The sequence below is a fragment of the Microcoleus sp. BROC3 genome, assembly GCF_036702515.1.
In the GTDB taxonomy this organism is placed as follows: Bacteria; Cyanobacteriota; Cyanobacteriia; order Cyanobacteriales; family Microcoleaceae; genus Microcoleus.
In genome coordinates, this window is the sequence record NZ_JAUBTQ010000019.1 from 20099 (window position 1) to 34421 (window position 14323).

Annotated in this window: 7 protein-coding genes; 1 reads left to right on the forward strand and 6 read right to left on the reverse strand. The window is 43.7% G+C overall.

Annotated elements, in window-relative coordinates:
* Positions 1-97 precede the first annotated feature (97 nt).
* A complete protein-coding gene (trpD, locus tag QUB30_RS14120; protein ID WP_333334199.1) occupies positions 98-1213 on the reverse strand; it encodes an anthranilate phosphoribosyltransferase in 1116 nt (371 codons plus the stop codon).
* A 9-nt stretch (positions 1214-1222) separates the two neighbouring features.
* A complete protein-coding gene (locus QUB30_RS14125; RefSeq protein ID WP_333334201.1) occupies positions 1223-1396 on the reverse strand; it encodes a hypothetical protein in 174 nt (57 codons plus the stop codon).
* Positions 1397-2090: 694 nt separating this feature from the next.
* On the opposite strand from QUB30_RS14125, the gene QUB30_RS14130 reads away from it, so the two are divergent.
* Positions 2091-5084: a PAS domain S-box protein gene (locus tag QUB30_RS14130; RefSeq protein WP_333334203.1), complete on the forward strand. Its 2994-nt coding sequence runs from the start codon at positions 2091-2093 to the stop codon at positions 5082-5084.
* Between the two features lie 287 nt (positions 5085-5371).
* Here the strand turns inward: QUB30_RS14130 and QUB30_RS14135 are convergent, their stop codons facing one another.
* The 4 genes from QUB30_RS14135 to QUB30_RS14150 all read right to left on the reverse strand — a co-directional run bounded on the left by QUB30_RS14135 (position 5372) and on the right by QUB30_RS14150 (position 14321).
* Entirely contained in the window at positions 5372-7138 is a 1767-nt protein-coding gene (locus QUB30_RS14135; RefSeq protein WP_333334206.1) for an adenylate/guanylate cyclase domain-containing protein, read from the reverse strand.
* Positions 7135-7530, reverse strand: coding sequence for a response regulator (locus tag QUB30_RS14140; RefSeq protein ID WP_333334210.1), 396 nt, complete (start codon positions 7528-7530; stop codon positions 7135-7137). Before QUB30_RS14140 ends, QUB30_RS14135 begins: the two co-directional genes overlap by 4 nt.
* 435 nt (positions 7531-7965) lie before the next feature.
* The gene (locus tag QUB30_RS14145; RefSeq protein ID WP_333334212.1) at positions 7966-13443 is read right to left on the reverse strand and encodes an AAA family ATPase; all 5478 of its coding nucleotides are present in this window, start codon (positions 13441-13443) and stop codon (positions 7966-7968) included.
* Positions 13444-13637: 194 nt separating this feature from the next.
* Positions 13638-14321 carry a ribonuclease HII gene (locus QUB30_RS14150; RefSeq protein ID WP_333334214.1) on the reverse strand — a complete coding sequence of 228 codons (684 nt, stop codon included), beginning with the start codon at positions 14319-14321 and terminating at the stop codon, positions 13638-13640.
* Between the last annotated feature and the right edge of the window lie 2 nt (positions 14322-14323).

Genomic DNA, 14323 nt, shown 5'->3' on the forward strand with positions numbered 1-14323 from the left:
TCTTCCTTCATCCTTCTTCCTTTTTCCTTCATCCTTCATCCTTCTTCCATCCGTTACATCCGTTACATCCGTTACAAAATCCGTTGCCGAACTTCCTTCATTTCAAAAACTCAATCAACTGCTGCAACTTCACCCAAGATTCGCCGCTCAATAAAATGTCCTTAGCCAGAGAAACTCCTGCTGCGTGAGAACCCATAGGAATTGCACCTCCCACCTGAAAAGCCAAAGACGCATTCAAAGCTACAACATCCATTTGTGCGGGCGTACCTTGGCCTTGCAAAACGTGCCGCAAAATCTCGGCGTTTTCCTCAACATTTCCGCCTTTTAACGAGCCGATCGCACTTGGTGTCAATCCTAGCTTTTGGGGGTCTAAAGTAGTGAGTTCGACTTTGCCATCCGACAAAACCGCCAAATCAGTCACATCACCCAAACCCGCCTCGTCCAATTTTTCTCTGCCGTGAACGACTACAGCTAACTCAGTCCCCAACTCGCCCAAAGCTTGGGCAATAGTTGATACCAGACTAGGATCGAACACCCCAATTACCTGGCCTGTAGGGCGCATAGGATTGACAAGAGGCCCTAAAAGGTTAAAAACAGTCCGTACCTTCAAAGTGCGCCGGAGCGACGCTACAGCCTTAAGTGCCGGATGCCACCCAGGCGCAAATAAAAAGGTGATCCCTACTGCGTCTACCGCAGATCTCACCTTCGCGGCATCGGCGTTGAGGTTGACTCCCAGTGCTTCCAACACGTCAGCAGAACCCACTTTGCTTGATGCGGAGCGATTTCCGTGTTTCGCGACTCGAACTTTGCCGGCGGCGGCCACAAAAGCGACAGCAGTGGAAATGTTAAACGTGGAAGCGCCGTCGCCGCCGGTGCCGCAAGTATCAATTAATTGGAGATTGGAGATTGGAGATTGGGAATTGAAAACGCTCTCGGATTCGCCTGCAAGCGACTGAGAATGCAATACCTGAGCCATTCCTGCCAATTCTTGGGCAGAGATGCCTTTGGCTTGGATGGCCGCTAAAATTGCTCCTGAGAGGACGGGGGGAATAGCTTCGGCTAGCCATCCCTGCATTAAGTCGGCTGCTTGGGCGCGTGAGAGAGATTGTCTGTCTAATAGTTGTTGCAGGAGGGCTGGCCATACAAAAGAATCCGCCGTCTGGATTGAAGCAGGGGAAAACTCTGGCGTTGCTAGTAGAGGAGAATCTTTCATTTATTAGTTCTAGTCAAATTTAGCCCGATCGAGCTTGGCGGCCAAACCGAGAATCGATCGGGATTTTACCAGACTTGCCGACCACATTTTGCGCGATCGGGCGCAGATTTTTGCCCAAATGCCAGCACCGCTACAGAATTTTTCCGCCCGCAGTAGCAGAATATGAATTTTTTGATACAACAATTACCCTATTGTTGTGCCAACTTTACATAGAAACCCCAGATCGTACAACTGCCAGCAGTCTGCTGTATTATCTATCAGCAAAAATACTTAACAGTAACTCTGAGCACCCAAAGACCGATAAAAATTTCCGACAGGAGTTGTGGAGACCAAAAAATTTTAGAAATTAGGGAGCCCCTGATTCATCTGTGGAGTCAATTCTTTAATCTAAAATCTAAAATCTAAAATCGACTGACAGCACGGACTGTGAGCGTTTAGTTCATGCAGGCGGGTTAGTTGCCTAGGGGAAGAGTCGATCGCACTCTTTCCCAAATCCTAAAAATAGACTGTTGCGGTTGTAGAAGTCGCTGCCTTTTATTATTGTAACAACAGCCTTGCCACTAAATTATTTCAGGGTATTCAACTGCTAATATATTCAGGGACATTTTAAGGAGGGGGGTTTTGCTCGAATACCTGCACCGCAGGCCGGTCGATTTGCAAATGCGATCGTGACAGCCAGTCAAGCCTCAAATCAAGACACCGGATAAACTCAACTTTCATCAGCAACACTTAACAACTAACAGGCTAGTAGGACAGATGAATAAACATACTCGTCTCCGGCTGCAACACAGCATCTTTCTACCTCATTAACGGCTTAGATTTAACAGGCGCTAGACAAAAAGTATGCAACTCAAACACAATAGCAGGGTATTCAAAAGTGCGCAATCAAAAATTAGAAAATAAATCGATAGAATGCCTGAATGTCGCGGAGGCACTGCACCAAATGGAAGCAAAATATTACAGTATGTTTGAAAATGCTGTGTCGGGTATTTTTCAAACAACCGAATCAGGTCGCTACATCAGCGCTAACCCAGCTTTGGCTCGCATCTACGGATATAACTCCGCAGCAGAATTGATGAGCTGTCTGACTGATATCAGCGACCAGCTTTACGTCAATCCCGATCGCCGCGATCAGTTTGTTTTTGCTTTGCAAGAACAGGGTATCGTATCGGATTTTGAGTCGCAGATTTATCGCCGAGACGGCACAATAATTTGGATCGCTGAAAATGCGCGGGCTGTCTGCGATGAAGGGGGTAAATTGCTCTACTACGAAGGTTTTGTAGAAGATATCACCCAGCGCAAGCAAGCAGAATCGGGACTTCGAGAAAGCGAAGAACGCCTGCGCTTAATAATTGAAGGTGTTAAGGATTATGCTATATTTATGTTAGATCCTGACGGGTATGTAGCTAGCTGGAATTCTGGTGCAGAACGCATTTTGGGATACAAAGCTCATGAAATAGTCGGCAATAATTCGGAGTGTTTTTTCACAAAAGAAGATATTGAAATCGGCAAACCCCAAGAAAAATTAACCCGGGCGCTGGCAGAAGGTCGATACGAAAATGAAGGCTGGCGGTTTCGCAAAGATGGGTCGCGATTTTGGGCGAATATTATTGTTACTCCTTTGCGCGATGAAAGGGGAGAGTTGCAGGGGTTTTCTCAAGTAATGCAGGATATTACCGAGCAAAAGCGGGCGGCTGAGGAAAAGATGCAGTTGATTGCTTCTTTGCAAGCGTCGGAAAAAAAGTTTCGCACTTTGTACGAATCGACGACTGATGCGGTAATGCTGCTCGACGAAGAGGGTTTTTTGGATTGCAATCCGGCTACTTTAAACTTATTTGGATGCAGCACTGAATCGGAGTTTTGCGGCAAGCATCCTGGGGAATTTAGCCCGCCGCTGCAACCGGACGGACAAGATTCTATAAGTCTTTATCAAGACCGAATTAATACGGCTATAGAAATGGGAAATTGCCGTTTTGACTGGCGGCACTGCCGTTTGGACGGTTCTGAGTTTCCGGCGGAAGTGCTGCTAACTTCTATGGATATCGGCGGCAAAATGGGGCTGCAAGCCGTGGTGCGCGATATCACTTATCGGGTGGAGGCTGAGGAGGCCCTGAAGCAGGCTAACGAGGTATTGGAATGCCGGGTTAAAAAGCGGACAAGTCAGTTGGAAGAGGCTATTAAAAAGTTGAGATTGTCGGAAGAAAAGTTTTCTAAGGCTTTTCGATCGAGTCCAGATCCGATGATTATTACTACTTTTGCTGAGGGTCGTTTTATTGAAGTTAATGATAGTTTTTTGTCGATGACTGGTTACGATTTAGAAGAAACGACCTGGAACACAGTACCGGGGTTAAATATTTGGGTAAGGCCTGAAGACCGACTTAATTTTAGGCGAAGTTTGCACGAACAAGGTGTTGTTCGCAATCAGGAGTGCGAGTTTCGGATGAAGTCGGGATCGGTGGTGGTGTGTTTGCTGTCAGCGGAATTGATTAATTTGGACGGCGAACTCTGTATGCTGGCGGTGATGACGGATATTACGGATCGCAAACACGCCGAAGAAGCCCTACGGGAAAGCCAGCGGGCCTTGGCGACGCTGATGAGCAATTTGCCGGGGATGGCCTACCGTTTTCGCAACGATGCCGATCGCAGTATGGAGTTTGTCAGCGAAGGTTGCTATCAGTTAGCCGGCTATTCTCCTGAAGAATTTATCGGCACTCGGCAAATTTCTATATCGGAATTGACACACCCGGACGATCGCGATAATTTGTGGAATGCCGTGCAAGTTGCGTTGCAAGAAAATCGACCATATCAGCTAAATTACCGAATAACTTCTAAAAATGGCGAATTAAAATGGGTTTGGGAGCAAGGTTTGGGCGTGTTTTCCGACTCGGGAGAATTGATAGCTTTGGAAGGGTTAATTACTGATATTTCCGAGCAGAAACGCAGTGAAGAAGCTTTGCTGCGATCGCAAACAGAGTTAACCCAACAAAAACTTCAACTCGAAAATACTTTGCACGAATTGCAGCAAACTCAAGCTCAATTGATTCACACTGAGAAAATGTCTACTCTCGGTCAAATGGTAGCCGGTGTTGCTCACGAAATTAACAATCCCGTTAGCAGCGTCTGCGGCAATCTCGTCCACGTCGGCCACTACACGGAAGATTTGCTGAATTTGCTCGATATGTACCAGACGCACTGCCCGCAGCCGCCGGCAGCAATTCAAAATAAAATTAAGGATATCGAATTAGAGTTTCTGCTAGAAGATTTGCCGAAAGCGATGTCTTCGATGCAGGTTGGGGCCGATCGCATTCGGGAAATTGTGCGATCGCTCAGAAATTTCTCCCGCAAAGACGATTCTCAAATGAGCAAGGTTAACCTGCACGAAGGGATTGAAGGAACGTTGCTGATCCTGCAAAGCCGTTTGAAAGCCAGAGGCAACTATCCCGAAATTGCAGTAATTAAAGACTATGGAAATTTGCCTTTGGTTGAGTGTTATGCCGGGAAAATCAATCAGGTATTTATGAATTTGATCGGAAATGCGATCGACGCGATCGAGGAATACAACGAAGGCCGTTCAGTTACCGAAGCCAAAGCTAACCGCAGCAAGATTAAAATTAGGACAGAAGTCCACAACTCCAATGCTGTAATTCGGATTTCTGACAACGGCCCGGGTATGCCCGAAGAAGTTTCCCAGCAGTTATTCGAGGCTTTTTTTACCACCAAACCCGCCGGCAAAGGCACCGGTTTGGGCCTGTCAATTTCCTACAAAGTTGTCCAAGAACACGGTGGCCAACTTAGCTGCGTGTCTGCACCGGGCCAAGGAGCTGAGTTTATCATAGAAATGCCGATCGAACAACCGATCGAACAACCGTAAAGTGCGATCGTCCCCCTTGAATCGGGATAACGAGTCGCTGTTTGTAGTGAGGACTAAAGCCCTCATAAAACTCGCTCGGACTAAAGCGGTAAGGTACGGTGTGGATGAAGCCCTACATATAGAAATTTTGCATAAGTTATCTATTGCTCAAACCCTAGCTTTTATTGCTTCTTCCTGCCATTCGTTACATCCGTTACATCCATCGAGCGAATTCGTTGCCGAACTTCCATCCATCCGTTAAATCCCTTAAATCCGTTCCAGAATCCGTTGCCGAACTTCGTTCTTCCTTAATTACACCTTTCCAAATAAATTCGAGCCACGTTATCCGCCGGATTTTGCCGCCAACAATCAGCAAAAAGTGCCGAAGCTTCCCTAAAATTATTCATATTGTACAAAGACAAAGCCTCAGTAAACACTTGCAAAGTAGCTAACTTCCCCGCTTTAACTTCCGGCAAATCCGCATCAAAAACTTCATAAACAGTCACCCATTCAGACTTACCCTTAACCTGAACTTTATCAATTACCCGAATTGCATAATCAGCAGGATTTGTCAAGCGATCGAAAGTCTGCTGAGTAATTAACAGCGACACCTCGTAATTTTTAGTCAAACTTTCAATCCGAGAAGCCAAATTAACCGCATCGCTAATCACAGTACCGTCCATCCGGCTTTTTCCGCCCACTATACCCAGAATCAAAGAACCAGTATTGATTCCCACCCCAATCTCAACTGGCACATAACCCAGAGAAGCGCGATCTCGATTGTATTCAGCAAGAGTATGCAGCATCGCAATTCCCGCTTTCACAGCATCATCCGCCCCCTCGCTAAACAAAGCCATAATTGCATCGCCAATATATTTATCAATAAACCCCTGATTTTCGACAATCAGCGGTTCCATTCGACTCAAATAAGAATTTATAAATTTGAAATTTTCTTGCGGTGTCATCTGTTCCGAGAGAGTAGTGAAATCGCGGATGTCAGAAAACAAAACCGACATTTCCAACTCCACCGCTTCTCCCAATTTAATATCAACAATACTGTCACATCCCAAAAAAGCTAAAAACTCATTGGGTACAAAGCGGCTTGTCGCCTCCGCAATTTCTAATTCTGCATCCAGTGAAAGTTCCAAATTGCAATTGACCTCAAAGAGATCCTCAATGAACTTTTGGCGCTCTGCCTCAGCTTCTTTGCGTTCGCTGATATCTTGAAGAGTGTTGATAGCATAAACAATATTGCCTTGTCGATCGTAGATTGGAGTAGCGAAGATTTCTAGGGGAATAATCTTGTCACCTTGATGAACTTCTGCATCGTCAGCCGTGGCACTTTCCCCCTTCAACGCGCGCACGAGGGGCAAATTATCGACAGGATACTCTCGATTTGTGCCTGCTTGATAGAGTTGATAAACCTCTGACCATTGCTTGGAACTCGTATCCGGTACAAGTCCTTTAAAAAATATTTCTTTTGCTTTGCGATTGATGTAGTAAAGTTTGCCCTCTGCATCGAGCACGCCCACACCAATAGGCATTGCTTCCAAAAACTGTGTCAACCGATTTTCATTTTCGTGGAGTTTAGCAATCAGTGCGGTTTGCTGGCTGTTTAACTCGGCTAACTCCTGATTCATTTGCTGGAGTTGAGCGTTTTGTTGTGCCAGTTGTTTCTCTTGAAGATAACTATTGAGCGCTTCTCTAACCGTCAATTTCAAATCTTCAGCTTGCCAAGGTTTGGTAATATAACGATATAAGTTTGCAGAGTTGATAGCATGGACGATCGCTCCAATATCTGCTTGTCCTGTCAGCATAATTTTTATAGTTTTAGGCGAAATTAGATGAGCCTGTTTTAACAGCTCATCTCCCTTCATATCAGGCATAATGTGGTCTGAAATAATTAAAGGAATTTCGTCCCCATCCTCTAGCAATTCTTCAATTAACTCTAATGCCTCTTCTCCACCTTCAGCAATTTCTATTATATAATTGCCTACAGCCTCTTGCAGTTCTGCTTTGAGGCTCCTGAGTACAGTTCTCTCATCATCGACACAGATAATTACCTGTTGGCTCATAGTTTAGATAAACCGGATTTAATAGTTTCCAGCAAATCGGCTTCCAACCAAGGTTTCGATAAGCATTGATGGAGGTTAGCCTGTTTTTTGGCTCGGTCAATGGCTACTTCATCAGCTTGACCTGTGAGCATAATTTTAATAACATGGGGGTAGTTTTGGTGAATGCGAATTAGCAACTCATCTCCCTTAATACCGGGCATTAACCAATCACAAATAATCAGAATAACCCTGGATTCCTCGTCATATATCTCGCTGATTACATCTAAAGCCTCCTCAGCGTCTTCAGCTCCTTCATATGTGTAATCATTCCCAAATTCTGCTGCTAGCTGCGTCCTGAGACTGTCTAACACCATTCTCTCATCGTCAACGCACAAAATAACGGGTTTAGACATCTATTTTTTCTCCTTTTTAATTGTCATTAGTAGCAAAGGTAGTCAAAGTAGTAAAGTGTATGATTAGATCCCATCTTATCTTAAGATGTCACAAGTCAACCGATCGCCAAATCTTCTCCCCTTCCCAGTCGCCGCCAGCAAGCAATTGACCTGCGTAGCAGCTTAGCTGAGCATAACGCATCGTACTGCTGTTTTACATTCGTTTCTGGTGGAATCCGAGTTATTAGCCTCCCAATGCTTTAACAGTTGAAACCCTCCCGCTTGGCTACATTCGAGGTTGGGTGGAACCAAGTAATACCATTTTAGATTTTAGATTTTAGATTGGCGATGACTGATTCGAGATGGGTTGGCAGCACTGGCCTAAAGTTGTATTATTTTTTTTATAAAATCCGAGCTAGTTACTACGTTATATCGTTTGCAATCGCCTTAACCTGCTTATACAGCGCTCATTGGCAGGAAAACATTAAATGTAGTTTTGCCCGGAATTGATTCTACCTCAATTTTTCCCTGATGTTTGTCAACAATCTTCTTCACAATATCTAGTCCCAATCCGCTGCCTTCTCCTGCCGGCTTTGTAGTAAAAAACGGGTTAAATATTTTCGATTTAATCTCTTCTGGTATTCCCTGCCCGCTATCGGTAATGCTAATCTTAGCCTGGTGGTCTTTCTCCGTCAACTCAATTGTTAACGTGCCTCGATAATCCATTGCTTGCAAAGCATTGTGAATTAAATTCGTCCAAACTTGATTGAGTTCGTCGGGATAGCACAGTATTGGCGGGATTTCGGCATAGTTTTTGATGACCTTAACTCCCTGTTTTAGGAGATTTTTATAGAGGGTTAAGATAGTTTCAATGCCTTCCGTAATGCTGGCTACCGTTTTTTCGCCCGACTGTTCGTAGCGGGCATAAGTTTTCAATGCAAAAACTACTTTTGATGCTCTATCTGTGGCTGTGTTGATAGTAGCGATGCCTCGTTTTAATTCGGAAATTTTGTACGCGATTTCTAGGAGGTGCAAACTGTCGGGTTTTTGCAGCAGGGGAACAAAGATATCAATTTCATTATAAACTCCCATCATCACTAGGCGATCGGCTACGGTATCGCCACTTTCAATTCCTAATTGTTCCAGTTGGCTTCTCAAAGCTCTCTTCAATTTGCGTTCTTCTTTGGTTGATAAGTTTGCTTCTTGTTGGAGGGAACGCTGAAGTAAACTCAAGAAACTCTGTGCTTCTTCTGGGCAGAGAGATTGAAAAAGTGCAGGTAACTGTTCTAAAGTTTGATTCAAGAACTTAGAAACATTTCCCGCAGAGGAGCGAATCGCACCCAGGGGAGTATTAACTTCGTGGGCAACTCCGGCAACCAGTTGTCCTAAAGCTGCCATTTTTTCTGATTGAATCAATCCGGCTTGGGTGGCTTCGAGATTGCTTAAAGCTTGTGATAATTCTTGGGTGCGTTCTTCGACTTTTGCTTCTAGATTGGCATAGAGTTGGGCATTTTCGATCGAAATGGCAGCTTGCGAGGACAAGACTTTTAACAGGGCTACTCTGTCAGGAGTAAATGCACCTGTTACTAGGTTATTTTCTAGGTAAATTATTGAAATAAGCTGGTTCTGTTTGAGCATAGGAACGCACAGAATTGATTTAGTTTGGTTGGTCTTGATATAAATGTCGTTAGTAAAGATACCTTCATGAGTAGCATCATTTAAAACAACATTTTTGTGAGTTCGGACGACATAATTGATCACTGCTATTGACACGAACTGACTGCTTTCAAGTGAAATTGACTGCAATAAATTGATGCTGTCGCAATCAATTGAACCCGATGCTTCAATTAGTAGTTTTCCCTGAGATTCCAGCAACAAGTAGCCCACTTGTGCGCCAGCATTCTCAATCATAATTTTCATCAATTTTCGGAGTAATTGATCTAACACAATTTCACCAGCAATGGCTTGGGAAGCTTTGATAACTGTTGCTAAATCTAAAGCTGTACCCGCTCCTGTGGTAGTGTGAGCATTTGGGATGATGGTGCCTGTGTTTGGGATAATATTCCCCCCAGATTTAGCCTGTAATTGTGGATATCTTGCTTCTAAATCCTCAATTTTTGCCCAAGCTTGCCAGCAAGTATAGCCGTAGTGCGATCCTTTGAGATAGGTGTGGGCAATCTCCTCCATACCGCTTACCAGATAAAACTCCGCTGCTAATTCATAGGCTAAAGCTTCATCTTGAATATATCCACTGTCTCTTGCTCCTTGAATCGCTCGATCGTAAAGTTTAGCTGCTTGCCAATTATCTCCTAATACTCGCGCTTTTTCTGCGTTAACTAAGTCATATTTGTGCTGGAAATTCGATGGGGCCAGTTCTGCCCATTGCTTCATTTTCTCTTGGTTTGATTCTAGTTGATGTAAACTTTCTAGGTGTTGGGTAGAATACTGAGCGAGAAGAGTCAGAGAATAGTAAAAGTTATGAATAGCAACATACATAAATCCCATGACAGAATCTATGTATTTTTCGGCTGCGAGCGCGTTTTTCACGGCCTCGGCATAGTCTTTAAATAAATAAGCAAGATTTAGTTTAGCAAGGTAAACAATACAAAGCAGCGTGCGGTTATTCGCTGCTAATAAACGGGGAACGATTTCGTCTTCATTAAAACTTTCGCCCTGCAAACGAGATGGCATCGCAGCTTTCCCCAAAAGATTCAAGCTAACTTGTCGCCATATATTAGTCTGGTAGAGAGCATATTCCTGTTTTAGCTTGCATAATTGTTTGCCTGATTCCTGCATTTTTGAGGCGACATATTCTAGTTCTTCTCCTGTCAAAAATAGGGTGACACAATAAGCTTTAATACAATAACAGGCGTACTCATTATCTCCTGTGTCTAGTCCGCTTTTACTTCCCTCTAGGAGCAGAGCGAGACTGTTTTTTGCGGGGTCTTTCCAGTGTTTTACCAATGAACAAAATAAGTTATAAACTTTGGCTTTTAGTTCTGTAGCCTGATATATATTTACTAGCTTCAGTGCCAATTGTCCGGCGTGATATCCAGTTTCTATGTTGCCTTTTCCCGAACAGATAACAGCATACGCAGCATAAGCATAAGCAGCAAAAGCTGAATAACCTTTTTGAATAGTCAGGTTAACCATTGTCAAAATAATTAACACTAAAACTCCGGGTTTGGCAAATAAAGCTGACGGACAAATAGACATCAAAATTCGCATAGCTGCTAGTTGAGCAGCGTCAGTCATTTCCGGCAAATTTTCTAAGTCTGTCAGTGCGGGCAGCTCTACGTTAATATCTCCCCCTGTTGAAAGAGAAATATCAAGTATTTCCAATGCTTCTAAACCAATTTCTATTGCTTTAACTGGCTGATTTTGAACTGTATAAATTTGCACTTTAAGTTCGTAAGCTTTTACCCTATCTAGCTGAGTTATTGCTCTTTCCAAGATAACTTCAGCTAATTTTTCTGCCCTGTCAAAGTTGGTGTTTAAATAATTAGCTTCTACCGTTTCTTGATAGAGATTTAGGGTTAACTCATACTGCGTTTGCCAACTCTCTTTGGTTAAGAGGCTTAATCCTGTATTCAAATATTCAACCGCAGCAGTGTAAGCCGTCGCTGCTTTGGCTTTCTGGCCCGCTATCAAATTTAGTTTGGCAATTTCGTTTCGCTCTTGTTGATTGGTTAGTAGGGGCTGTGCAGCCATGCTTAGCCCTACCCCGAGATTGAGATGATCGACAATTTCAAATATTTTTTTTGAGCGTGTTTCGGGTGAACTGTTCTTTAGCAACAGGCGACCAATTTGTAAATGGATGGCTTGTTTTTCTGATTCGTCACTCAAAGAATAAGTTGCTTGTTGGATGCGATCGTGTCCAAATTTATAGTGTTGAATTAAAAGTTGAGTATCTAATTCTGAGAGCGTCAAAATTAACTCAGAATGAATGGCTTTTTTCAGAGCATAGAAAATTTCAGCGGGAGAGCGATCGCAAATAATTGATAGAGTGTTTAAGTCAAACTCTGCACCTATACAAGCTGCAAAACGCAAGACCTGTTGAGTATCGGACGGCAATTTATTGAGTTTGCCAACCATTAATTCTACCACATTTTCAGTAATTTCCCTCGCTTCAATCTGAAAAATATCCCACTGCCAACTGCGCTCCTTAACATCGAAATTTAGCAGATTTTCCGTATATAAATCTTTTAATAATTCCGTAATAAAGAAAGGATTGCCGCTAGTTTTTTTGAGAACTAATTCTGATAAATCTCTGACAGCATAAGGCTTACATTGCAACGTATCTGCAATCAATTCATTGATATGTTGTCGGGCTAAAGGTACCAGGGTAATCTGGTTAACAGAGGCTCCCTCAGAGCGCATATATTCCAAAGTCACGATCGAGGGATGGGTCGAATTGACTTCGTTGTCTCGATAAGCTCCAATCAAAAATAGATCTTGGGTATCTGCATCCGCCATCATCAGTTGGATGAATTTGAGGGTGCCAGAATCTGCCCACTGCAAATCGTCCAGAAAAATGACTAAAGGATGCTTTTGTGAGCAAAATACCCGAATGAAATTGCCGAAGATAAGGTTAAAGCGATTTTGCGATTCATTTGCCCCTAATGCAGGCAATGTCGGCTGTTTGCCCACAATCAATTCAACTTCGGGAATTAAATCAATAATGATTTGACCGTTAGCACCAAAAGCATTTAATAATTTTTCTCGCCATTGATTAAGCTGTTCTTCGCTTTCGGTTAACAGTTGTCGCACTAATCCCGAGAAAGCACTGACAATAGCAGAGTAAGGAATATTGCGCTGAAACTGGTCAAATTTTCCAGCGATAAAATAGCCTTTCGCCTTAGTTATTGGTTTATAAACTTCGGATACCAGTGCTGACTTCCCGATGCCAGAATAACCAGCAACCAGCATTAATTCTTTACGGGATTGCTGGCTATTTTCTGTTTGGCTGATTCGAGCAAATGCTGCTAGTAAAACTGCAACTTCTGCCTCGCGTCCGTAAAGTTTTTGGGGAATTTGGAACTTGTCGCAAATATCTTGACTACCGAGGGGGAACGATTCAATTTTGCCCTTTGTCTGTAACTGGTTCAAGCATTCTTCTAAATCTGCTTTGATTCCGCAGGCACTTTGATATCGTTCCTCGGCTGTTTTTGCCATGAGTTTGAGTGCGATATCGGAAATAATTTGGGGAATTTCTGGATTAACCTGATGCGGCGGTACTGGTTGTTTGGCGATGTGGCAATGTACCAACTCCAAAGCATCGTCAGCGGCAAATGGCAGTTGTCCGGTGAGGAGTTCGTAGAATGTAACGCCCAACGAGTAAAAGTCGGTTCGATAATCAAGAGAACGGTTCATCCTTCCAGTTTGTTCTGGAGAAATATAGGCTAATGTACCTTCTAAAACATTCGGGTTTTTTAGGGTAGGATTTTCGCGGGTGAAGACAGTAGCAATGCCAAAATCGATAATTTTGACTTGCCCGGTTTCTGGGTTGAGCAGGATATTGGCAGGGTTAATGTCTTTGTGGATAATTTGGGCAGCATGAATTCGAGCCAAAATCTCTGCTGTTTGAATAGCGATGCGGAGGAAGTGCTGTAAAGATGAAATATTTTGCGTTTCTACAGGGTTATCCTTCAACATTTTTAAAGAAGTGCCGCCAAAATCTTCAAAGATAATGACTAGAGTTCTTTGATACTCCTGTAGGCTATAAACTGTGACAAATCCTTCGAGATTTTTGAGATTGCAAGTAATTTCGTATTCCTGCTTGTAGCGGGTAATTTCAGCAGGAGCGGGATAATCTTGAGCGAGCATTTTGAAGATAACAGGTAGATTGTCCTGTTCGCGAATGCCTCGATAAACCGTCGAATTTGGGCTTTCGTAAATTAGATCGAGAATCTGGTAGCCTTCAATTTTTAACATTTGGGCGATTGGGCAAATATTAATTTTCTTGTATTGGCGCTGGTATTTTATGTGCACCCTGTCAGTCCTGGACGCAAAAACCCGGTTTGTTCACGTAATTTGGTCATATACGCTCGATCGCAACAACGATCGACAGTTTTTTTTGGGAAGCGTGCGTCCTGGACTGTTAATATTATTACTTTTCCTACAACTAACTATTTTCGACAAGGACTAAATGACACTCGGTGAAAAGCCGATCGCCCGCAGCGTTCCAAAGCCAATTTATGTTTTGCTGTTCCATATCCTTTGTTATTTGTCAAGTCATATTCAGGATACTTAACAGCCATCCGCAGGATTAATTCATCGCGCCAAACCTTCGCCACAATACTAGCAGCAGCAATCTGAATCGATCGCGCATCACCCTTGATCATCGTCTCTTGCCCGATCGCCAAATTGGGGATTCTTTGATTCCCGTCAACCAAACACAAATCCGGCGTCACCTTCAACTTCAAAATCGCCCGCTTCATCGCCAACAAAGAAGCCTGCAAAATATTGAGGCGATCGATCTCCCGCACCGAAGCCGCACCAATTTGACAGTCAACCGCCACAGCCCGGATTTTTACGGCCAACCGACTCCGGGCTGCGGCACTCAACTGCTTGCTGTCGCGCACCCCGCAACTTGCTAATTCATCGAGAACTTCGTCGGGCAAAATGCAGGCAGCAGCCACTACTGGCCCGAACAAAGCCCCGCGTCCGACTTCATCCACACCCGCAATTACCAGAGGGGAGGAGAGAGAGGGGGAAAGGGGAAGATGGAAAGATGGGAAGAGAGTAAAAATTTCTACTTCTTCCTTCTTCCTTCTTCTTGCTTCCTTCATCTCTCTTCCCTTTTCCTTCATAA

What these genes read in the sequence shown, in the direction of transcription:
- QUB30_RS14140 (WP_333334210.1), bottom strand. Translation starts at nt 7,530, where the DNA reads ATGTCTAAACCCGTTATTTTGTGCGTTGACGATGAGAGAATGGTGTTA.
- QUB30_RS14145 (WP_333334212.1), bottom strand. Translation starts at nt 13,443, where the DNA reads ATGTTAAAAATTGAAGGCTACCAGATTCTCGATCTAATTTACGAAAGC.
- QUB30_RS14150 (WP_333334214.1), bottom strand. Translation starts at nt 14,321, where the DNA reads ATGAAGGAAAAGGGAAGAGAGATGAAGGAAGCAAGAAGAAGGAAGAAG.
- trpD (WP_333334199.1), bottom strand. Translation starts at nt 1,213, where the DNA reads ATGAAAGATTCTCCTCTACTAGCAACGCCAGAGTTTTCCCCTGCTTCA.
- QUB30_RS14135 (WP_333334206.1), bottom strand. Translation starts at nt 7,138, where the DNA reads ATGAGCCAACAGGTAATTATCTGTGTCGATGATGAGAGAACTGTACTC.